Here is a 21,811-nt window from a genome sequence, read left to right on the forward strand (position 1 = left end):
CTTTTCAAGGATAACATTATGAGCCTTAAATTTTGCCTTCCTCGCGCTCTGGCGCACTACGCAAGCCTCATGCTTGCAGTCGCCGCCCTGTGCGGCAGCGGAATATCCCATGCCGATGACGCCGACCTTGCCCGCAGCGTCGTATCCAAGGCCGACGAGGTGCGCTTCCCTCGCGACGGCTTCCAGGTCGTGATCGACATCAACTCGAGCAGCCCGGGGGAACAGGCGGAAGAACGGAAATACCGGATTCTTTCGAAAGGCAACGAAAACACCATCGTTCAGACCCTGGAGCCGGCCAGTGACAAAGGGCAGGCCATGCTGATGCGTGGACGCGACCTGTGGGTCTTCATGCCCAATGTTTCGCAACCGGTCCGACTGTCTCTCGCTCAGCGCCTGACCGGCCAGGTCGCAAACGGCGATCTGGCCCGCGCCAACTTTTCCGGCGACTATGAGCCCAAGCTCCTGCGGACCGACACCGTCGATGGGGAAAAGATGTACGTGCTCGAACTCACCGCCGTAGACCGGGGCGTCACGTACGCCAAAGTCCTGTACTGGGTGCGACAGTCCAACAATTGGCCCCATCGGGCGGAGTTCTACTCCCTGTCCGACCGCCTGCTGAAGGTCTGCCGGTACGAAAAGTTCCAGAGCCTGGGGGGACGCGTACGCCCGACCCAGCTGATCATGGAAGATGCCCTGAAAAAAGGCGACGTCTCAGTCCTGCGATACTCCCAGATGACGCCCAAAGACTTGCCCGACCGGGTGTTCACCAAGCAGTACATGGACAAGCTCAACCGGGTGGATTGAACTCAGGCCAGAGTGTCGGACTGCCCCGGCAGACAGTCCGACAGCGCATCGAGCACTCGCCCGACCGCCGCCTCCAGAACGTCCAGGGACGGCGAGAGCGGCTCCACCTCCCAGCGGCGGAAGACGCCGCTCACGCGAGCATCGACCCCCTCGCAATCCACGCCGAGGAGCTCGACACCAACCGGCACACGTGACCCCAATCGCGTCAGCAGCGCCTGCTCATCCATGCCACTGAGGGCCATCGGCAAAGCCTCCGCCTCACCCCAGCCCATCCGGCCAAAACCCGCAATGAAGCGAACCTTGATCGGCTCCAGTTTATAGAAGCGGAAGTCCCCAAGCGCAAGATATGCCGTGGACTCGGGGCTGTAGCGCAGGAAACGGTCGCATGTCGCCTCATCCGGCTCTGTGATTTCCAGCCGCCCGAGAAGGGTCATGCGCGCCTGCAGAAACGGCCCTCCCCGTCCATCGGCAACCAACAGACTGACCCGCGGATCGGATCGCGCATTGCGCGTATGTTCAGCCAGATCACTGAGCAGGAAAAGCGGGTGGCACTCACCATCCAGGACGTACGGCAGCAGGGTTACATAGGGATAACCCGGCTCGGCTACCGAGTTGGAACCGAGAGCCCCGTTACTGCATTGACGCAGCAGACGGCGGGCCTCCCGATAGCCGATCTTCATGCTCAGGCCACTGTGCGCTGACGGCGCGCCTCGAACAGGCAGAGGCCGCTGGCAACGGACACATTCAGGCTTTCAACCGTACCGTACATGGGAATCCGCACCAACTCATCGCAGGTGTCACGGGTCAGCCGCCGTAGCCCATCGCCTTCGGCGCCGAGAACCCAGGCAATGGGCCCCTTCTGATCCACCGTGTAGATGGATTTCTCGGCCTCACCTGCGGCCCCCAGGATCCACACACCTGCCTCCTGCATTTCGCGCAGGGCGCGCGCCAGATTGGTTACGGTGATGTAGGGCACGGTGTCGGCAGCACCACTGGCCACCTTCACGGCCGTAGCATTGAGGCCGACAGCCTTGTCCTTCGGCGCGATGACCGCATGAGCCCCTGCCGCATCGGCAACCCGTAGACAGGCGCCGAGATTGTGAGGGTCCTGGATGCCATCCAGCACCAGCAGCAATGCCGGCTCGGTCAGACCGTCGAGCACGTCGGGCAGCTTGAGCTCCTTGCGGCGGGAGTCGATGCGGGCCACGACACCCTGGTGCCGCCGGGTCCCCACCATCCGGTCCAGGCGCTCACCTTCGGACGGGATGACACGCATGCCAAGCTGCTCCGCGTGCCGGAGAAGATCCCGCGCCCGGGCGTCATTGCGCTGCACATCGGTATAGATTTCAAAGATGCCTTCGGGGTCGTGGCGGAGCTTGGCCAGCACGGCATGAAAACCGTAAATGAGGCGGGAATTGGACTGATCAGACACGAACTTTCGCTTTCTTCTTGGCGCCGCCACTGGCGCTCTTGCGCGGCTTGGCGGCCTTGGTCGTCTTGGAGGACTTACTTGCCCCGGCCTTGAGGGGCTTGGATGCCGCCGCTTCCTTGGCCCGGGTCGGACTCTTCTTCGGGCGGGCAGTTGTGGTCGACTCGATGGAGCGCGCCTCGGTAGCAACAGGCTTCTCGCCCTTGACCGTACGCCGGCGGGACTTCGGCGGAGCCGTCGGGACCTCGCCCGCCGCGGCAGCAGCCACTGCCGTTCGCTCACGTTCCGTCTTGCCGACCCGCTCCGTCGCCCGCTGCGGCCCCTGGATCAACCGGAAGTCGATCTTGCTGGCCTCCATGCTCACCCTAACCAGCTGGACCCGCACCCGGTCGGACAGGCGATAGCGCTCGCCGGTCCGCTCCCCGACCAGCGCGTGATGCGCCTCGTCGAAGTGGAAGTAATCACTGCCCAAATCGGAGATATGCACGAGACCTTCGACAAATACGTCATCGAGGGCCACGAAGAGGCCGAAAGGTACCACTGCCGAGACACTGCCGTCGAACTCCTCGCCGATGCGGTCCTGCATGTAGTAACACTTGAGCCAGTTCTCCACGTCCCGATCGGCTTCGTCGGCGCGCCTCTCGGTCATCGAGCAATGCAGACCGATCTCGTCCCAGGCACCTGCCTCCTGGGCCGGCGTGTATTGCCCGCCCGTCAGCACCGCCTTGATCGCCCGGTGAACGAGCAGATCCGGATAGCGGCGGATCGGTGACGTGAAATGGGTATAGGCCTCGTAAGCCAGCCCGAAGTGACCCACGTTGTCGGGGCTGTATACCGCCTGACGCAAGGAGCGCAACATCACCGTCTGCAGCAACTGCAGGTCGGGACGATCCTGGATGCTGCCGAGCAGCTTGGCGTAATCGGCAGCCCGGGGCTCCTCGCCACCACCCAGCTGCAACCCGAATTCACCGAGAAAGTCTCTCAGCTTGGTCAGCTTCTCGGCCGTCGGCCCCTCGTGGACCCGGTACAGGGCCGGATGCTCATGAGCGCTCAGGAATTCCGACGCACACACGTTGGCCGCCAGCATGCACTCTTCAATCAGGCGGTGCGCATCGTTCCGGCTCTCCGGAACGATCTTCTCGATCTTGCCGTTGTCGTCGAAGACCATCCGGGTTTCCTGGGTCTCGAAGTCGATCGCCCCCCGCTTGGCTCGCGCCTTCAGCAACACCCGGAACAACTTGTCCAGGTTCTGGAGGTGCGGCAACAGTTCGCCGACGCCCTCAATGGCTGCCGGATCTTGCTCGTAGAGCGCCGCCGCCACCTGGTTATAGGTCAGACGGGCTTTAGAGAACATCACCGCCGGATAGAAACGGTACTGCTTGATCACCCCGGTCTGGGAGATCGCCATGTCGCACACCATGCACAGGCGCTCAACCTGGGGATTGAGCGAACAGAGCCCATTGGACAGCTTCTCCGGCAACATCGGAATCACCCGACGCGGGAAGTAGACCGAGTTGCCTCGCTCGTAGGCTTCGCCATCCAACGCGGAGCCGACCGTCACGTAATGGGACACGTCGGCGATCGCCACCACCAGGCGGAAGCCTCGCCCCTGTTTTTCACAGTAGACGGCGTCATCGAAGTCTCGTGCAGTCTCTCCATCGATGGTCACCAGGGGCAGCGCCGTCAGGTCTTCCCTGCCCTTCCAGTCCATCTTGCGCACCTTCGCGGGCAAGCGCCGGGTCTGCTCCTTGGCCTCCTTCGAGAACTCGAAAGGCAGCTCGTGCTTGCGCAGGGCGATCTCGATCTCCATGCCCGGATCGGCATAGTTGCCGAGCACCTCGACCACCTTGCCGATCGGCTGGGCATAGCGGGTAGGCTGCTCGACAAGCTCAACCACAACCACCTGCCCGGCCACCACCTTCGTCTTGCCGCCGGGGGCCAGCAATACTTCCTGCGCGATGCGCCGGTTCTCCGGCACCACCAGGGTCACCCCATTCTCGACCAGGACCCGGCCGACAATGCGCGTATTGGCGCGCTCCAGAACCTCGACGATCTTGCCCTCTGGACGTCCGCGCCGATCGACGCCGGCCAGGCGAACCATCACCCGATCCCCGTGCAGGACCTCCCGCATCTCATTCGGACTGAGGAAGACGTCAGGTCCTTCCTCGTCCGTTACAACAAAACCGTAACCGTCCGGATGCCCCTGCACGGTTCCACGGATCAGGTCTGCCTTCGAAGGCAGCAGATAGGCGCCACGCCGGTTGCGCATGACCTGACCGTCCCGCTCCATCGCGAACATGCGACGCTCGAAGAATTCGAGTTCCACCGGCAGGATATCCAGCGCAGTCGCAAGGTCGGGAAACGCCAACGGAACACCATGCTCGACGAGCGTCTGCATGATGAATTCCCGGCTAGGAAGCGGGAAATCGTACTTCTGGCACTCGCGCTCGAAGAAAGGGTCACTGCGGCGCAGCTTGCTAAGTTTTTTAGTGTTTTTTGATTTTGATATTGACACGGATAATTTCTACTCTATAATTTTCAGATCGTTGCCCAGATGGCGAAATTGGTAGACGCGCTAGTTTCAGGTACTAGTGCCGCGAGGCGTGGAGGTTCGAGTCCTCTTCTGGGCACCACATTTACAAAAGCCAGTCAGTTTGACTGGCTTTTTGTTTGTTTGTTCAAAGCGCAAGGCGCTGCAACAGGCTGAAAGCGGGCTCGGCTCGTTTCTCACTGCAGGAAAGTTCTCTTGAATGACTTGCATTGGGTTCAACTTGTTCTATAATAGCGCTTTCGTTGCCCAGATGGCGAAATTGGTAGACGCGCTAGTTTCAGGTACTAGTGCCGCGAGGCGTGGAGGTTCGAGTCCTCTTCTGGGCACCAAAAATTCCGAAGAGCCGGTCAATTGACCGGCTCTTTTGTTTGCCCCCGCCAAGTTTTTGCCCGCTGCGACCGGCGAAGACAAAGAGGGGCAAAGCACTCAAGATCGTCAAAAAAAACTTGCAATACAAAAAATATTGCCTATAATGGCGTCCTTCGTTGCCCAGATGGCGAAATTGGTAGACGCGCTAGTTTCAGGTACTAGTGCCGCGAGGCGTGGAGGTTCGAGTCCTCTTCTGGGCACCAAAAATTCCGAAGAGCCGGTCAATTGACCGGCTCTTTTGTTTTTCCGGTCCGCCACGACATGCCTTCCATCCATTGGCAAAGCAGCGCACACTAATGCGGCCGACACTGTCACAGATGCGCCGCACGGGAGAGCAAAGATGGACAGGACTCCTCTCGAGCGCCAGGAGGGTATCTGGCGTCTCCTGTATCGCTACCTTTGGCCTTTCCCCTATTTCCGGGACGTAAGTCGCGGAACCCTGCTCGAACGACAACAAAACTACCGCTACAACCGCCGCATGGGCATTCACCACCTGCCCGGCTTTGTCGCCAAGTGGGCGTGCCTGACGCTGTTTTTTTTCATTCTCGGCGTTCTCTGCGAACAACTGCTCGAAGTCGTGCTTCCAGCCGCCTGCTGCTACGTAACGGGGACCTGGACATTGACCATCGTCGTGCAGCTTCTGGTTGCCTGGTTATGGCTATGGCGCTTTCCTGAATTGAGTCGATAAGGCCTCCCGCGGCACGCGACCAAGGCCATGCAATGTTCGACCACGTCACACCGATATCCCTGGCCTGGTTGTGGAAATGCCGCATCGAGGTTAGGCTCTGCCGCCACTGAAGCTTCTGTTTTGCTCTCAGCTGTGCGTGCGGAGCCTGAATACCTGCACAACGACCCCAACCTGTTATCGATATCCGCCCGGCACACAACCGGACGCCGAGGGAGCATGGCCGACATTTCGAGTGGCAAGGCAGTGCTACGCTGGTTCAGGAACCAGCACGCACCCACTACCTATTTGCTGCTGTTTGCCGTGGGCATGGGCGGTCTTTTCCTCTCAATCCTGCTCGGTCATCTGGATTCCGAACGCCAGGCGAGCGATGCCCGCACCAAGGCAATGACCGAACTGGCCCGCATCAGCGCCATGCTAGAAGGCCAGGTCCGCAGCACGTTTGGCACGGCGGAAGGCATTTCTCACATCCTGAGTATCGATGGCAGTATCTCCGACGTCCATTTTTCGGGCATGGCCCGGATGGCCATTGCCTCGGCACCCCATATCCGCAGTATCGCCCTTGTTCCCGACGATGTGATCCGCAAAGTCCATCCGTTGGAAAACAACGAGAAGGCCCTGGGAACCGACCTCAGCAAGATTCCCGAACAATACGCGGCCATCCGACGTGCCCGCGAAAGCAGCAGGGCTCTTCTGGCAGGCCCAGTCAAGCTCATCCAGGGCGGTATCGGGCTGGTCTACCGACAACCGATCTTCACCCAGACCCTCAAAGGCGAACAACGTTACTGGGGAACGATGTCCATCGTCACCGACCTGGACAGCCTCATCAAGGCCAGCGGCATAGTCGATAACACCTCCCTTCGGCTGACACTCCGCGGGAAGGACGGTCTAGGGAGCGCCGGTGACGTCATCTGGGGCGATGCCGCAATCCTCAACCAGCATCCCGTCAGTCTTTCCATCACGATCCCTGGCGGCATCTGGCAACTTTCCGCGATACCGCGCGACGACTGGCCAAATCAATCGCCAACCGGGTCGCCCTTGTTCCTGATCTCGGTTGCCAACACCGTCCTGGTGCTCTTCTTCATTGCCCAGTTGATGCGGCGCAATCGCCTCATCAGACAGCGTAACCACAGCCTGTCCCTGGAAATTGCCGAACGGCAGGAAGCTCAGGCCTCCCTTGCCCAAAGCGAGGCCCGCTTTCGCACCCTGTTCGAGCACTCCCCGGACGCAGCGTGGATCGTCGATGGCGACGGCCGCTGTACCGACTGCAACGATGCGGCGCTGGCTGTCTTTGGCTTTGCCGATCACGGGCAGTTCAAAGGCCTGACCCCCGACCTGCTCTCCCCCGAACGGCAGTCCGACGGCCGCAGTTCCACGGAGAAAGCCCGGGAGATACTCGACATCACACTCCGGGAAGGACTGCATCGCTTCGAGTGGATTCACCAGCGCCGGGATGGCCGGAGCTTCCCGGCCGAAGTCACGCTCTGTGTCATCCGGCTCAGTGAGAAACCCATGATCTACGCGGTGGCCAGGGATATCTCCAAGCGCAAGGCCACCGAAGAAGCGCTAGGACAACAACAGGCCCTGTTGCAGACGATCGTCGATCACGCACCGTCACTGATTTACGTCTTCGACAAGGACGGCACTCTCCAGTGGTCGAACCGTTGTTTCGAGACAGCCGTCGGTTATTCGCTGAACACCATGAAGGGCATGCCGCGGGAGCGCTTCCAACCGCCCTCACTGGCGCTGCAGCATCGCAACAATGATCTGGCCGTGCTGGCCCGCGGAAGCGCCATGCGCTTCGAGGAGCACCTGGACGACCATGGACAGCGACGCATCTACCTGACGACAAAATGCCCGTTACCCGGCACCGATGGGCAGCCGCAAGCGATCCTGGGCATTTCCACCGACATTACGGAAATCAAGCAGACTACCGAACAACTACGCCTTGCCGGCGTCGTCATGGCCAATACTGCCGATGCGGTGATGATCACCGATGCCCGTAGCACCATCCTGTCGGTGAACCGGGCATTCACGGACATCACCGGTTACAGCGCTGACGAAGCGGTCGGTCAGACACCTCGCCTGCTACGCTCCGACCGCCAGGGAACCGACTTTTATCGGGCCATGTGGCACACCCTCCGCACCACGGGAATCTGGCGCGGCGAGATCTGGAACCGCCGCAAGAACGGAGCGCTCTACCCCGAATGGCTCACCATCAATGCCGTCACCGACAACGACGGACGCCACGTGAACTACGTGGCAGTCTTCTCGGACATATCGGCGATCAAGCATTCCCAAGCCGAACTGGAACGCCTGGCCCATTATGACCCGCTGACCGACCTGCCCAACCGAACCCTGTTCCACCACCACCTTCAGCACGACCTGGATCGCGCGATCCGCTACGACCGGCAACTGGCCGTACTGATCCTGGATCTGGACGGTTTCAAGACGGTGAACGACAGCCTGGGCCACCCGGTTGGCGATCGCCTGCTCCAGCACGCGGCAGAGCGTTTCAAGTGTTGCCTGCGCGTCGAGGACACAGTCTCCCGTCTCGGAGGCGATGAATTCGCCGTGATCCTCAGCGACCTCGGACAGGACACCGACGCCATCGCTGTCGTCAAGAAGATCCTCCAGGCCCTGCAGGAGCCCTTCGACCTGGATGGCAATGCTGCCCTCGTCACGGCCAGCATCGGTATCGCCATCGCGCCTAACGATGGAAGCACACCGGAAGAACTCGTACGCAACGCCGATACCGCCATGTATGGCGCAAAGGAAGGCGGGCGCAACAGCTACCGCTTCTACCAGGCAGAAATGACCCGTCGGGCCCAGGACCGGCTGACCCGGGAGCGCGCACTGCGGCGAGCACTTGAACAGAAGGAATTCGAACTCTGGTACCAGCCCAAGCTCGACCTGAAGAGCGGTCGCATCAGCGGGGCCGAGGCACTGCTGCGCTGGCGGGATCCCGAACGGGGCATGGTATCGCCGGCCGAGTTCATCCCGCTGGCAGAACGCACCGCACTGATCATCCCGATCGGCGAACTGGTGCTCGACACCGTCTGCGCGCAGATTCGCCTGTGGCGGGAGGCCGGACTTGAGACGGGCCGTATCGCCATCAACGTGGCCGCCCTGCAGATCGAACGCAGCGACTACGTGGATGCTCTGGCCTGTGCGCTGGCCCGCTACGCGCTGCCCCCCGAGGTCCTAGAGGTGGAAGTCACCGAGAGCCTGATCATGGAGAATCCCGAACATGCCCGCCAGGTGATCCACGCGATCCAGGATCTCGGCGTGACGACGGCGGTCGATGACTTCGGAACCGGCTACTCCTCCCTTGCCTACCTGAAGGTCCTGCCGGTCAATAACCTGAAAGTGGACCGTGCCTTCGTCTCCGACCTGCCCCACGACGAAAACGACGTGGCCATCACCCGGGCTATCGTCGGCCTCGGACAGACCCTCGGTTTCGAAATCACCGCCGAGGGTATCGAAACCGTGGAACAGCTCAAATTCCTGCGCAGCATCGGCTGCAACCATGGCCAGGGTTATCTGTTCGGCAAACCCATGCCAGTCGTGGAGTTCGAAGACTGGGTCATCCGGGGCCAGCACGGCGAGGGTATTTAAGCCGCAGCCAGCTGGAGGGCGCCATGTGCCGCCAGCCAGGCCGGAAAGCGCTCCGCTTCGATAGGCCTGGAAAACAGATAGCCCTGCCCCTCCTGGCAATTCATCTGCCGCAACACCGCCACCTCGGCGGTTTTTTCGATTCCTTCCGCCACGATCTCCAGCGACAGGCTGTTGGCCAGGGCCACGATAGCTCGGGCAATGGACTCATTGACCGGCGTGTTGTCGATGTCGCGCACGAAGGACTGGTCGATTTTCAAACGATCGATCGGAAAGCGGCGCAGGTAGCTGAGACTCGAAAAGCCGGTGCCGAAATCGTCGATGGCCAGACGGATGCCGAGCGCCTTGATCTCGTTGAGGGTACGCAGCACCTCCTCCACGTCCTTCATCAATACCGTCTCAGTCAGTTCGAGCTCAAGCAAGCCGGGGTCAATCACACACTCCGCGAGCTGGGCCATCAGAAAACCCACGAACCCCTTCTGGCGCAGCTGCAAGGCCGAAATATTGACCGCCACCGGCAAGGGCTCCAGCCCCTGCGCCTGCCAGGCACGGAGCTGGGCGAGCGCCTGCCGCACCACCCATTCCCCAAGTTGGACGATCAGCCCGCTTTCCTCGGCCACCGGGATGAACTGCATGGGGGGAATCAAGCCTCGCTGCGGATGGCGCCAGCGCACCAGTGCCTCAACCCCGCGAACCTTGCCACTCGCCAGATCGACCTGGGGCTGGAAAAACAGCACCAGTTCGTCCCGCTCAATGGCTTTCCGCAGTTCGCTTTCGAGCGACATGCTGGCCGGATTGTAGGTGTGCATCTCCGGCGTGTACGAGCAAAAGCCATTGCGGCCAGCCGATTTCGCCTCATACATGGCGGCATCGGCCTTGGTCAGCAGGTTGTGGATCTGATCATCGTCCCGTGGATAGATCGCGCTGCCAATGCTGACCGTGGCCACCAACGAATGACCAAGCATCTCGATCGGCTCCTGCATCGAGGCCACGATCCGGTCTGCCACCAGTTCGGCCTGCCCGGGATTCGAAAGATCCTCCATCAACACCACGAACTCGTCACCAGCCAGGCGGGCCACGGTATCCACCTGACGGGCTGAAGCCTTCAGACGGGCCACGATACGGCGCAGAACCTCATCTCCGGCACTATGGCCGAGGGAGTCATTGATCTGCTTGAAGCGATCGACGTCGATGAACAACAGGGCGACCAGGCTGCCCTTGCGATCTGCTTCCAGGCAGGCCTGCTCAAGGCGATCAGCCAGCAGCGCGCGATTGGGAATCCCGGTCAACGCATCGTAATGGGCAAGGTAATACAGCTCGGCCTGCTTGCGCTGGGTAATGGTGTCGAGCAGATCATGGCCATTGGCAATACCCACGTAGCGCCCTTGCCGGCTGACCACAAAGCCCGTCACCATGTGCTGCATGCCCGCATCGATGATCATCCGTGCCGCATCCTCCACGGTACTGCCTTCATCCACGACCAACGGCGCGGTACTGTCGTATTGCTCGTACGCGAGTAAGTCGACAATGCTGCGGCGGCCGAACAGTTCCCTGATGTAAGGGCGCCCAAAAAACTCGACGAAGGACTTGCGATCCAGCAGCGCCACCGGGTGGGCATGCTCATCCACGACGGGCAAGGCGTACAAGCCGGCATCCACGAAGAATCGATCAAGCGCACATTGACACGATGCACGCACGGACAAGGCCTCCATCGTGCGCACCAGCTGGCGCACGGTCGTCGGCTGCTGCAGCTGACCGTTGAAGAGAGACGCCGCACGACGTGGCAGGAGGCTGGAGGAGGACGGTGTAGGGCTCATGAATTGCGGAGCCGGCCCTGGAGGCGCACCTGGCCCCCCCGGACCGGCTCACCGGGAACACGGAGAACCCGGATACTGCGCATCAAATATTACAGAACGAAGACAGGCACAGCGCATTCGGCCACCACCCGGCCGCAGAATCCATGCCATTCAATTGAAAGGGTTTTCCTCGACAACCGGCGTCGATACCAGGAGGTATGCCAGGGGATGGAGCCACAAACAAAAAAGCCGCCCCCAACAGGAGGCGGCCTTGCAGGCAAGAATGCAACAACGTCAATACTCGAGGATCAGAACTGTGCCTCGTCCAAAGCAAGCGCCCCAGCAGCACCATTCACCACGGCATAGGCCAGTCCGGAGGCCTGGGACAAGACATGATCCGCGTAGAAACGCGCGGTGGTGATCTTGGCCTGGTAGAACGCAGCATCCCCCGCCCCTTCCGCCAGACGACGGGCCGACACCAGCGCGCCACGCGCCAATTGCCAGCCCCCGGCCACGATACCGAGCAGCTTCAGGAACGGAACCGATCCCACCGATGCCGCCTTGATGTCGTTGCCGTAAGTCGCCACGATGTAGGCCACCGCCTCCTCCACCGCGCCGATACCGGCGGACAGAGCGTTGCGGATCGCCGCGAATTCCTCACCGGATGCCTCAGCCAACTGGGCCTCGACCTTGCGCATCTCGGCAACCACCCCCTTGGCGGTCAGGCCGCTCTCACGCGCGATCTTGCGACCGATCAGGTCGTTCGCCTGGATCGCCGTCGTGCCTTCATAGATCGCCGTAATGCGGGCATCGCGGAAATGCTGGGCTGCCCCGGTTTCCTCGATGAAGCCCATACCGCCATGCACCTGCACGCCGGTAGACGTGATCTCGATGGCGCTCTCCGTGAGCCAGCCCTTCACCACCGGGATCATCAAATCCACGAAAGCCTGGTTCTGGGCCCGCACCGCCTCGTCGGGATGATAGTGGGCGTGGTCGGTTGCCGCCCCGACCACATAGGCCAAGGCACGCTGGGCTTCGATCTGCGACTTCATGCTCAGCAGCATGCGACGCACATCGGCGTGATGGATGATGCTGACCTTCGGGCCGCCGCGCACGCCGGCCTCGGTACCCTGGACACGATCCTTGGCGTAGGCGAGAGCCTGCTGATAGGCCCGCTCGGACAGGGCCAGGCCTTCCATGCCGACCGCGAAACGGGCCTCGTTCATCATGATGAACATGTATTCGAGACCGCGATTGGCCTCGCCGACCAAGGTACCGATGGCACCGCCCTTGTCACCGAAGGCCAGCACCGCCGTCGGACTGGCGTGAATGCCCAGCTTGTGCTCAATGGACACGCAATGTACGTCATTGCGGTCGCCCGGCGTACCGTCTGCTTTGAGCAGGAACTTCGGCACGACGAACAGTGAGATACCCTTCACGCCCTCCGGCGCATCCGGCAGACGGGCCAGCACCAAGTGGATGATGTTGTCGGTCATGTCATGCTCACCGTAGGTGATGAAGATCTTCTGACCGAAAATCTTGTAGGTGCCATCACCCTGCGGCACCGCGCGGGTGCGTACCGCTGCCAGGTCGGAACCGGCCTGAGGTTCGGTGAGGTTCATGGTGCCGGTCCATTCGCCGCTCACCATCTTGGGCAGATAGGCCGCCTTCTGCTCGTCGGTCCCGCGCAGCTTGATGGACTCGATGGCACCAGTGGTAAGCATCGGGCACAGGGAGAACGCCATGTTGGCGGACTTCCACATCTCCATAACCGCAGTGGACACCAGTTTCGGCAAGCCCTGCCCACCGTACTCGGGCTCGCAGGCCAGCGCCGTCCAGCCGGCCTCGGCGAACTGCTTGTAGGCGTCCTTCCAGCCGGCAGCCGTACGCACCTCGCCGTTGTCCCAGCGGGCACCTTCCTGATCGCCGCTCCAGTTGAGCGGGGCCAGCACACCGCTGGCGAACTTGTTGGCTTCCTCCAGGATCGCGTCCACCACATCGGCGGTCGCTTCCTCGCAGCCCGGCAGGGCTGACACAGCATCGAGGCCGGCCAGTTCCTTCATGACGAATTGCATGTCGCGAATCGGTGCGTTGTAGCTGCTCATCGTTCTTTTCTCCACACGGTGTTGTTATCTGGTTTTTGGCGGCCACACGGCCAGGGCACTGCTATTTGTTCATCAGATAGTGGCGATCATCGAAACTGGCAACCCACTCCGGGCGATAGATCACCATCAGCGTCAGAGCCATGCCCGACAGCCAGGCCTCGGCAAAACCCAGCAGAAGGAAGAAGGGCAGATACTCGGACAGCAGTTTGTCAGCCGAATAGGCGCCAGCTGAAAACAGCATCAACGAAGCGATCACCCCCTGAACCAGGACGATCACTGCGGCGCCTATGAAGGCATTGATGAAGATGTACACAAAGAAATGCTTGGGTAGCCAGCGCTCCACGAGACGGAAGTACAGCGAACCCAGCGCCACCGGCACGATGCCCATGGCCAGGAAATTGATGGGAATGGCGGACCACTCGATGCTGCCGTTCAGCGTCACGCCGGTCAGCGCCAGGGCCAGCACGACGAGGGCAAGTTGCGGCCCAAAGATCAGAGTCGTGGCCATCGCCCCGAGAATGTGGAGATTGAGGCCGGGATACACGCCGGCGTTCAGGCTCCACAGCAAGGTGAGAATGACAGCGGCGCCTGCCAGGGCATTCAACTGATGCCCGTCCAGCATGCGCCGCCATGGGGCGGTCCGGATCACCCACGCTCCGCCCCCCAGTCCGCAAAGACAGGCAAAGATGTGCCAGCCTGCAGAGAAGAGGTCGGGCGCGAAGTTCATTCAGCCAGCCCCGGATCCGGTCGTCCTCAGACGGCGGAAGTCAGTTGCGGCACCGCCTCGAAGAGGTCGGCGACGAGGCCATAGTCGGCCACCTGGAAGATCGGCGCTTCGGGGTCCTTGTTGATCGCGACGATCACCTTGGAGTCCTTCATGCCGGCCAGGTGCTGGATGGCACCGGAGATACCGACCGCCAGGTAGAGCTGCGGCGCGACGATCTTGCCAGTCTGGCCGACCTGGTAGTCGTTGGGCACGAAGCCCGCATCGACCGCGGCACGGGACGCGCCGAGGGCGGCGCCGAGCTTGTCGGCCAAGGGCTCCAGCAGCTTGTGGTAGTTCTCACCGCTGCCCACGCCACGACCACCGGACACGATGATCTTGGCGGCGCCCAGTTCGGGACGCGCAGACTTGGTCAGCTCACGGCCCACCAGCTTGGACAGCCCCAGATCGGCAACCGGAGCCACATTCTCGACAGCAGCCGGGCCACCCTCGCCCGCCGCCTCGAAGGCGGTGGTGCGCACGGTGATGACCTTCACCGGATCAGCCGACTTGACGGTGGCCAGCGCATTGCCGGCGTAGATCGGACGCACGAAGGTATCGGCCGACTCGATCGCCACGATCTCGGAGATCTGCGCCACGTCGAGCAGCGCGGCGACGCGCGGCAGCACGTTCTTGCCAAAGGTGGTGGCAGGCGCCAGCACATGGGTGACGGCGCCGGCAGAAGCCTGGACCACGGCGATGACCTGGGCAGCCAGATTCTCGGCGGCCTGATCGGCAAAGGCCGTCGAGTCCGCCACCAGCACCTTTGCGACGCCAGCCACCTTGGAGGCAGCCTCGACGACCGCCGCCGCAGCGGAGCCGGCGACCAGCACGGCAACGTCACTGCCCAGCTTGGCAGCAGCACTGATGGTGTTGAGGGTTGCGCCCTTCAGGGACGCATTGTCGTGCTCGGCAATAACCAGAATCGTCATTACAGCACCTTCGCTTCGTTCTTGAGTTTTTCCACCAGCTGAGCCACGTCAGCCACGATCACGCCGGCGCTGCGCTTGGCCGGCTCGACGACCTTGAGGGTCGTCACACGGGGCGTTACATCCACCCCCAGATCGGCCGGCTTGACGGTTTCCAGCGGCTTCTTTTTGGCCTTCATGATGTTCGGCAGCGTCGCATAACGCGGCTCGTTCAGGCGCAGATCGGTGGTCACCACCGCCGGCAGGGAGATTTCGAGGGTCTCCAGACCGCCGTCGATTTCACGGGTCACGCTGGCCTTGCCCTCGCCCATCGTCACCTTGGACGCAAAGGTGGCCTGCGGCCAGCCCTTCAGCGCGGACAGCATCTGGCCGGTCTGGTTGGCGTCGTCGTCGATGGCCTGCTTGCCGCAGATCACCAACTGGGGCTGCTCCTTGTCGACAATCGCCTTCAGCAGTTTGGCCACGGCCAGCGGCTGCAGTTCGGCATCGGTTTCGACGAGAATGCCGCGGTCGGCACCGATCGCCATCGCGGTGCGCAGGGTTTCCTGGCAGGCGCCGACGCCGCAGGAGACGGCCACCACCTCGGTCGCCACGCCGGCTTCCTTCAGGCGCACAGCTTCTTCGACCGCGATTTCGTCGAACGGGTTCATGGACATCTTGACGTTGGCGATATCCACGCCGGATCCGTCACTCTTCACGCGCACCTTGACGTTGTAGTCGACCACGCGTTTAACGGGCACCAGAATCTTCAATGCTGCGCTCCTTCCATTTGTAGAGGTTCTCCACCATATTCTGGATCTGCCGCGGGCATCGATGATTCGACCTCCCGTCGGCAAACCTGTTCTCCGACCGCCGCATCCGCCGGCAATCCGGTGCCGACACGGAGACGGACCAGCAAAGCCGCCAGCTTCTCACAGGCACCTTGCTTTGTCACTTTCCGTACGGTAGCGTATGGGAACTGTACCCGTCAATACTACACCGTATGGAAAAACCGCCCCGCCTCCAGCTTGACCGTGACGCCTGGATCCAGGCCGCCCTCGACACGCTCGCCGACGAAGGCGTCACCGGTGTACGCGTCGAAGTGCTGGCCAAGCGCCTGCATGTCACCAAGGGCAGCTTCTACTGGCACTTCAAGGATCGCCAGGACCTGCTCTCCGGTGTCCTCGAGACCTGGAAGGACGGGCGCATCCGCGACATCGTCAAGCAGACCAGGCCGACCGGCGACGAAGAAGCACAGATCTTTCATGTCATCGACGTCTATAGCGCCAGCCGCAACCGCAAGGGCATCCTCATCGAGCTGGCGATGCGCGAATGGGCGCGCCGCGATGCGACCGCCGCACTGATCGTCGAAGAAGTGGACGCCTGGCGCCTGCGTTGCGCGCGCGAACTATTCCTGGCCTCCGGCATGCCGATGCACGAAGCGTCCACCCGCAGCATGCTGCTGTATGCCTACGTCTTTGGCGTGTCGATGATGAACTGCGAGAAGTTCGACGGCGACATCGCCCGCATGAAGGACGACATCCGCCAGCTCATCGCCTGCAACCGCCCGACTACGACGCCCCCCCAGACCTGAACCCGGGCAGGTCGGCCAGGGCAGGAATCGCTTCGGCCGCATTATCCCCCGTTGCGACGATCACGGCATTCACATCAATCCCGCGCAGCACCGCCAGCTCCTGCGCAAAGCGCAGCAGGTTGGCCGGATCGTTGCGTCCTCCGGCGCACCAGGCCGGTGGGATGTCCGGCGCATCGGTCTCCAGCACGATGGCCGAAAGCGGCAATGTAGCCGCCAGCTCCCGGATCCGTCGCGAACCTGTGTACGTCATGGCACCACCGAAGCCCAGCTTGAACCCCAGCTTGATGAAGGCCTCGGCCTGCTGCCGGCTGCCGTTGAAGGCATGGGCGACGCCGCCCCGTACGGGAACCTGCCGCAGACATTTCAGGATCGGGTCCTGCGCGCGCCGGATGTGCAGCACGACCGGCAGGTCGAACTCCCGCGCGAGCTTGAGCTGAGCCAGGAAGAACGCAGTCTGCCGCGGCAGGTCGCCGTCCGGAATGAAGCCATCCAGACCGATTTCACCGACCGCCGCCGCGCCGCCTCGCAACAGGCCTTCACGCAAAAGATCCAGGTCGGACTCCAGCGCCCCAGCCACGTACATGGGATGAATCCCAAGGGCGTAACGACAGTCCGGCAGTCGGGCTGCGAGGTCGGCGACCGCCGCGAAATTGGCCACCTCGACTGCCGGCACCAGAAAACCACCAACCCCGGCCGCCCGGGCCGTATCGACGACGGCACACCGATCCGCGTCGAACTCCGACGCATCCAGGTGGCAGTGAGTATCGATCAGCACGCGGCAGCGATCCGCATCTACCTGCCGGTCCACACCGGCTTGCGCTTGGCCATGAAGGCGTCGATGCCTTCGGCGGCGTCCTCGCACATCATGTTGCAGGCCATCACCTCGGCCGCCTGCTGGTAGGCCGCATCCAGTCCCATCTCGAGCTGCGAATAGAACATCTGCTTACCCATCGAAATGGCCACCGGCGACTTGGCGCAGATCGACGCGGTGAGCTTTGCCACCTCCTCGTCCAGCGTCTCGATGGGCACGACGCGATTGACCAGACCATGCCGCTTCGCCTCGGCGGCATCGATGAAATCACCGGTCACCAGCATCTCGAAAGCTTCCTTGCGCCCCATGTTGCGGGACAGACCGACGCTCGGCGTGGCACAGAACAGCCCGACGTTGATGCCGGACACCGCAAAGCGCGCCACGTCGGACGCCACCGCCAGATCGCACATGGACACCAGCTGGCAACCGGCGGCGGTGGCAATGCCATGCACGCGGGCGATCACCGGCTGGGGCATGTTCACGATCTGCATCATCACCTTGCCACACAGGCGGAACAGGGCCTGCTGGAAGGACTTGGTGTAGTTGCCGCGCATTTCCTTCAGGTCGTGCCCGGCACAGAAGGCCTTGCCGGCTCCGGCGAGCACCACCACCCGCACCGAAGAGTTGGCTGCAATACCGGTCAGCTCCGTCAGCAAGGCCTCCAGCATCGGCTGCGACAGCGCATTGAACTGGCCCGGCCGGTTCAGCGTCAGCGTTACGACGCCGTCCGCGTCTTCGCGCAGCAGCAAGGGATCGGTAAGGGTTTCGGCAACAGCATTCATGGGCTCTCCTCCTCGGTCTTCATGTGATAAGCCGGCACGTTCCTGCCGGTCGAACTTCAAGCTGAACAGCGGGTACGGACGCCACCGCCGGGCCGCGTCGCCCCTTCCCTGTCGATCGCCTCCAGCCAGTCGAGCAGTTCGCGGTTGAGCTGCAGCACACCCTCCCGCAAGGCCATCACGCCACCAACAGCGTCCGGGGTCGGCGCCGGGCGTGCAACGGCGAATCCCCGCGTCGCAATGAGCTGATCCGTGCGCGGCGCCAGTAGCGCCGCCCGGGCTTCGACAATGCCGCGACTGCGCCCCTCCTCGTCGAAAACCTGCACAAACTCGTCCAGATCCACCCGCAACCGGCAGCCACTGGAGGAGACAGCCGTCTCGCTGGTCTTCATCGAACGCTTCACCGCCAGCTCAACGAGCTGCCCGGGCTGCGCCGCCCAGCGGCTTTCAAGATAGAACTGGCGCCGGGTCGGCTGCGCGTAGGCGAGGCGATACTGCATCGCCGTCGAGGCCAGCCAGGGCGCCGGCACCACCTCGGCACTGCGGATCGGAAAACCGAGAGGACGCAACGCCGCCGAATCGAGCGGACCGAAATCGTGCACCGAGTAGTTTGGCGCGGCCTTGGGCAGGCTGCCGCATGCAGCCAAGCCCAGGGCCAGGAGCGCCGGCAGCAGAGACCGAAGATGAGAGGGCATACGCATCGAATCTGGCAACAGTGGACGGATCGTTGGCAATCCCGACCTTACCGCGGCACGGGCCGGCTATGAAAACCCGCCTCACCTGGCCCCGGCGCCGGTTTGCCGCGCCCCAGCAACAGGAGCTGCGGCGAGTTGTCGAGTTCGTCGAGCAGATCGGACAGCTGCCGCGACGTGGTGGTGAGCTCCTGCAGCAACACGTTCAAGCGCGGCAGTGTGCTGGTGGCAAAGCCTTCTCCGGTCGCCCCGACAACACCGTCGACCCGCTCCGTCACGTTCTGCAGCCTGACCAGCAGCGCGCGGCCCTCGCTGGCCATCGGCGCGGCCTCGGCGCTCAGGCGTTCGAGATTGGCCAGGGAGCGGTCGATGCGTGCCAGGTTCTCCTTGCTGAACACCTGACGCACGGCAGCCAGCGTCTTCGGCGCCTCCTTCAACGTCCGGTCCAGCCCCTGGCTGGAAGACTCCAGATTGGCTAGGGTCTTCTCGATATGTACAAGATTGTCCTGGCGGGTCAGCACCGCCAGCCGGTCGACGATTTCCTGCACGCGCCTGAGGGTCTGCACCGAAGCATCGGCCACCTCCTCCATCAGGCCGGGGGCCAGACGAATTCGCGGCAGCCCTCCCCCCTCCCCCTGCAGCGGTTCAGGCTTGTCGCCGGCATCATCGAGGGCGATGTAGGCCAACCCTGTCACCCCCTGATTGGCCATGCGCGCCCGCGTACCGCGGGTGATCGGCAGGTCACTGCGAATCCGCACCTTGACCAGCAGGTCTTTCGGATTTGCCGGATCGAGGGCGATGTCCGCTACCTTGCCGGCAACAATGCCGCGGTAACGCACGGTGGACTGGGGATTCAAGCCGTTAACGCTGCCGGAGGTCACCAGCACGACATCGCGGGTGACCTCCCGCTTGTCGGAAAACCACCACAGGGACAGGACGATACCCGCGCTGAGCAGGATCACGAACAGACCGGCGGCAATGGCGTGGGCCCGACTCTCCATCAGCCGATACCCCGTCCGCGCGCCAAGGCAGCCAGGGCGCGATCACTATGGAAAAAACGCTCAATGAAAGGGTCCTGCACGTTCATTATCTCGTCAAGCGGGCCGAAAGCCAGTATACGCCCCTCCGCCAGCACCGCGACGCGGCTGGCCAATGCAGCCAGGGTATCCAGATCGTGGGTCACCAGCACCACGGTGAGTCCAAGCGCCTGGTGCAAGGCCCGAATGAGCCGCACGAAGCCACTGCTGCGATCCGGATCGAGGCCCGCCGTCGGCTCGTCGAGCAGCAGCAGCTCGGGCTCGAGGGCCAGGGCCCGCGCCAGCGCTACCCGCTTGACCATGCCCCCCGACAGCTCGGCCGGCATGCGTAGCGCCACGTCGGCCTCGAGCTCCACCATTGCCAGCTTGAGTCGCACCAGATCCTGCAGCATCGCCTCGTCGGTGATACCGATTTCCCGCAACGGGAAAGCCACATTGGCGAACACGTTGAGCGCAGAAAACAGCGCCCCGTGCTGGAACAGCATGCCGAAGCGGCGCCGGCGATCCAACTGCTCGGCACGGGAACCCGCAAACAGCGGCTCGCCGAACAGGCTCACCTCCCCGGCAGTCGGCCGCAGCAGACCAACCATCTGACGCAGCAGCGTGGTCTTGCCGCTCCCCGAACCACCGACCAGGGCCACTACCTCTCCGGCCGGAACGGCAAGATCGATGCCCCGGTGGACCCAAGTCTGGCCGAAGCGGGTTTCCAGCCCCCGGACCTGAACGGGTTGGTCGCTCATCGCGGCAGGCCGATGGAACGGGTCGCGATGGCGAACACCGCATCCACCAGGATGACCACGGTGATCGACGTGACCACCGAAGCCGTCGTGTTGGCCGACAGGCTCTCGGTGTTCGGCTTCACGCGCAGACCGAAATAGCAGGCCACCAGCGCAATCAGCAACCCGAACACCGCCCCCTTGCTCAGGCCAATGACCAGGTTGGCCGCTGGCACAGCCCGCGGCAAGGCATTCAAGAAATAGTCGAAGCTCAGATCCAGCTGGAGGTTGGCCGACACCATGCCGCCGAACAAGGCCACCGCCGAACCCCACAGGGTCAGCGGCGCCATCGCCAGCGTCAACGCCACCACCTTGGGCAGCACCAGCCGGACGTAGGGCGAGATGCCCATCGCTGCCAGCGCGTCGATCTCCTCGGTGACGCGCATCACACCGATCTGGGCCGTCATCGCCGAGCCCGAGCGGCCCGCCACCAGCACTGCCACCAGCACCGGCCCGAGCTCGCGGATGATGCCGAGCCCCAGGATGTTGACAATGAACACATCCGCGCCAAAGGCCCGCAACTGCAGTGCAGACAGGTAGGACAGCACGACACCGATCAGGAAACCCACCAGCGCCGTGACCGGCATCGCACGGACTCCGACCTTGTAAAAGTTGGCGGACGTCTCCAGCACGGGCCAATGGCCGCGCGCGTGCAGCAGATGGAAGAAGTCGATGACGAGCTGGCCAACCAGCGCGACAAAGCCGACCACATTGCGGAGCATCTTGAAGAAGAGGCGGCCGACGCCTTCCGTACCGTCGAGGAACCGATACCCTGGCTCAACGGGCAGGCCGCCTTCGCCCAGACCGGACAGGCGCGCAAAGACCGAGTCCAGCCGGTCCGGCAGCACGAGGCCAGGCGGACAGCGTCGTCCCCAGCAACGCCACAACAGCAGCGCACCGAAACTGTCGAGCCGCGACACGCCGTCCAGGTCCCAGATGCAGTCTGCCTCGATCTGATCGAGCTGGCGCCGCAGCGTACCGAGATCTGGTTGCAGCAGGCGCAGCGTCCAGTCCCCCGACAACACGGCCCGCAGTGCCCCGCCGTCGCGTTCGAGACGGATCGCGGGGAGCGGACGGGGTTCCGAACGCATCGGCCG

The 21,811-nt window shown here is 62.8% G+C and carries 18 protein-coding genes and 3 tRNA genes; 7 read left to right on the forward strand and 14 right to left on the reverse strand.

Annotated elements, in window-relative coordinates:
- Positions 1–69 precede the first annotated feature (69 nt).
- Positions 70–804 (forward strand): outer membrane lipoprotein-sorting protein, encoded by a 735-nt coding sequence (locus tag B4920_RS04730; RefSeq protein WP_079433474.1) that lies wholly within the window; start codon positions 70–72, stop codon positions 802–804.
- Positions 805–806: 2 nt separating this feature from the next.
- Here the strand turns inward: B4920_RS04730 and B4920_RS04735 are convergent, their stop codons facing one another.
- The 3 genes from B4920_RS04735 to rnr are packed head-to-tail and all read right to left on the reverse strand — an operon-like array spanning position 807 to position 4,742.
- A complete protein-coding gene (locus tag B4920_RS04735; RefSeq protein ID WP_079433475.1) occupies positions 807–1,484 on the reverse strand; it encodes a HugZ family protein in 678 nt (225 codons plus the stop codon).
- A 2-nt stretch (positions 1,485–1,486) separates the two neighbouring features.
- Positions 1,487–2,236 carry a 23S rRNA (guanosine(2251)-2'-O)-methyltransferase RlmB gene (gene rlmB, locus B4920_RS04740; protein WP_079433476.1) on the reverse strand — a complete coding sequence of 250 codons (750 nt, stop codon included), beginning with the start codon at positions 2,234–2,236 and terminating at the stop codon, positions 1,487–1,489.
- Positions 2,229–4,742 (reverse strand): ribonuclease R, encoded by a 2,514-nt coding sequence (gene rnr / locus B4920_RS04745; protein ID WP_079433686.1) that lies wholly within the window; start codon positions 4,740–4,742, stop codon positions 2,229–2,231. Before rnr ends, rlmB begins: the two co-directional genes overlap by 8 nt.
- A 39-nt stretch (positions 4,743–4,781) precedes the next feature.
- On the opposite strand from rnr, the gene B4920_RS04750 reads away from it, so the two are divergent.
- The 5 genes from B4920_RS04750 to B4920_RS04770 all read left to right on the forward strand — a co-directional run bounded on the left by B4920_RS04750 (position 4,782) and on the right by B4920_RS04770 (position 9,456).
- Positions 4,782–4,866: transfer RNA gene (locus B4920_RS04750), tRNA-Leu, on the forward strand.
- A gap of 162 nt (positions 4,867–5,028) precedes the next feature.
- Positions 5,029–5,113 (forward strand) — tRNA-Leu (locus tag B4920_RS04755).
- 158 nt (positions 5,114–5,271) lie between these two features.
- Positions 5,272–5,356, forward strand: a tRNA-Leu gene (locus B4920_RS04760).
- Between the two features lie 137 nt (positions 5,357–5,493).
- A complete protein-coding gene (locus B4920_RS04765; protein ID WP_079433477.1) occupies positions 5,494–5,841 on the forward strand; it encodes a hypothetical protein in 348 nt (115 codons plus the stop codon).
- A 216-nt stretch (positions 5,842–6,057) separates the two neighbouring features.
- Positions 6,058–9,456, forward strand: coding sequence for an EAL domain-containing protein (locus B4920_RS04770; RefSeq protein WP_161493239.1), 3,399 nt, complete (start codon positions 6,058–6,060; stop codon positions 9,454–9,456).
- On the opposite strand, the gene B4920_RS04775 is transcribed toward B4920_RS04770, so the two are convergent.
- The 5 genes from B4920_RS04775 to B4920_RS04795 all read right to left on the reverse strand — a co-directional run bounded on the left by B4920_RS04775 (position 9,453) and on the right by B4920_RS04795 (position 15,798).
- On the reverse strand, positions 9,453–11,270 hold the full coding sequence (locus B4920_RS04775) for a bifunctional diguanylate cyclase/phosphodiesterase (RefSeq protein ID WP_079433479.1): 1,818 nt from the start codon (positions 11,268–11,270) through the stop codon (positions 9,453–9,455). The two genes, B4920_RS04770 and B4920_RS04775, sit on opposite strands and share 4 nt — an antisense overlap.
- Before the next feature lie 287 nt (positions 11,271–11,557).
- Positions 11,558–13,354, reverse strand: coding sequence for an acyl-CoA dehydrogenase (locus tag B4920_RS04780; protein WP_079433480.1), 1,797 nt, complete (start codon positions 13,352–13,354; stop codon positions 11,558–11,560).
- Between the two features lie 61 nt (positions 13,355–13,415).
- Positions 13,416–14,081, reverse strand: a complete 666-nt coding sequence (locus B4920_RS04785; RefSeq protein ID WP_079433481.1) for an energy-coupling factor ABC transporter permease — start codon at positions 14,079–14,081, stop codon at positions 13,416–13,418.
- A 26-nt stretch (positions 14,082–14,107) separates the two neighbouring features.
- Entirely contained in the window at positions 14,108–15,049 is a 942-nt protein-coding gene (locus tag B4920_RS04790) for an electron transfer flavoprotein subunit alpha/FixB family protein (RefSeq protein ID WP_079433482.1), read from the reverse strand.
- Positions 15,049–15,798: an electron transfer flavoprotein subunit beta/FixA family protein gene (locus B4920_RS04795; protein ID WP_079433483.1), complete on the reverse strand. Its 750-nt coding sequence runs from the start codon at positions 15,796–15,798 to the stop codon at positions 15,049–15,051. The genes B4920_RS04790 and B4920_RS04795 overlap by 1 nt, the downstream gene beginning before the upstream one ends.
- 230 nt (positions 15,799–16,028) lie before the next feature.
- Here B4920_RS04795 and B4920_RS04800 point away from each other — a divergent pair, with 230 nt between their 5' ends.
- Positions 16,029–16,619, forward strand: a complete 591-nt coding sequence (locus B4920_RS04800; protein ID WP_079433484.1) for a TetR/AcrR family transcriptional regulator — start codon at positions 16,029–16,031, stop codon at positions 16,617–16,619.
- On the opposite strand, the gene B4920_RS04805 is transcribed toward B4920_RS04800, so the two are convergent.
- Genes B4920_RS04805 through B4920_RS04830 form a run of 6 tightly spaced genes read right to left on the reverse strand, consistent with a single transcriptional unit; the run spans position 16,597 to position 21,805 of the window.
- Positions 16,597–17,394 carry a TatD family hydrolase gene (locus B4920_RS04805; protein WP_079433687.1) on the reverse strand — a complete coding sequence of 266 codons (798 nt, stop codon included), beginning with the start codon at positions 17,392–17,394 and terminating at the stop codon, positions 16,597–16,599. The genes B4920_RS04800 and B4920_RS04805 overlap by 23 nt on opposite strands.
- Positions 17,395–17,411: 17 nt before the next feature.
- Entirely contained in the window at positions 17,412–18,212 is an 801-nt protein-coding gene (locus tag B4920_RS04810; RefSeq protein WP_079433485.1) for an enoyl-CoA hydratase, read from the reverse strand.
- Positions 18,213–18,268: 56 nt separating this feature from the next.
- A complete protein-coding gene (locus B4920_RS04815) occupies positions 18,269–18,904 on the reverse strand; it encodes an ABC-type transport auxiliary lipoprotein family protein (RefSeq protein WP_161493240.1) in 636 nt (211 codons plus the stop codon).
- A 47-nt stretch (positions 18,905–18,951) separates the two neighbouring features.
- Positions 18,952–19,902, reverse strand: a complete 951-nt coding sequence (locus tag B4920_RS04820; protein ID WP_079433487.1) for an MlaD family protein — start codon at positions 19,900–19,902, stop codon at positions 18,952–18,954.
- Positions 19,902–20,678: an ABC transporter ATP-binding protein gene (locus tag B4920_RS04825; RefSeq protein WP_079433488.1), complete on the reverse strand. Its 777-nt coding sequence runs from the start codon at positions 20,676–20,678 to the stop codon at positions 19,902–19,904. The genes B4920_RS04820 and B4920_RS04825 overlap by 1 nt, the downstream gene beginning before the upstream one ends.
- Positions 20,675–21,805 carry an MlaE family lipid ABC transporter permease subunit gene (locus B4920_RS04830; protein WP_079433489.1) on the reverse strand — a complete coding sequence of 377 codons (1,131 nt, stop codon included), beginning with the start codon at positions 21,803–21,805 and terminating at the stop codon, positions 20,675–20,677. Before B4920_RS04830 ends, B4920_RS04825 begins: the two co-directional genes overlap by 4 nt.
- Positions 21,806–21,811: the final 6 nt, after the last annotated feature.

The sequence above is a fragment of the Zoogloea sp. LCSB751 genome, from assembly GCF_002028455.1.
Classification (GTDB): Bacteria; Pseudomonadota; Gammaproteobacteria; order Burkholderiales; family Rhodocyclaceae; genus Zoogloea.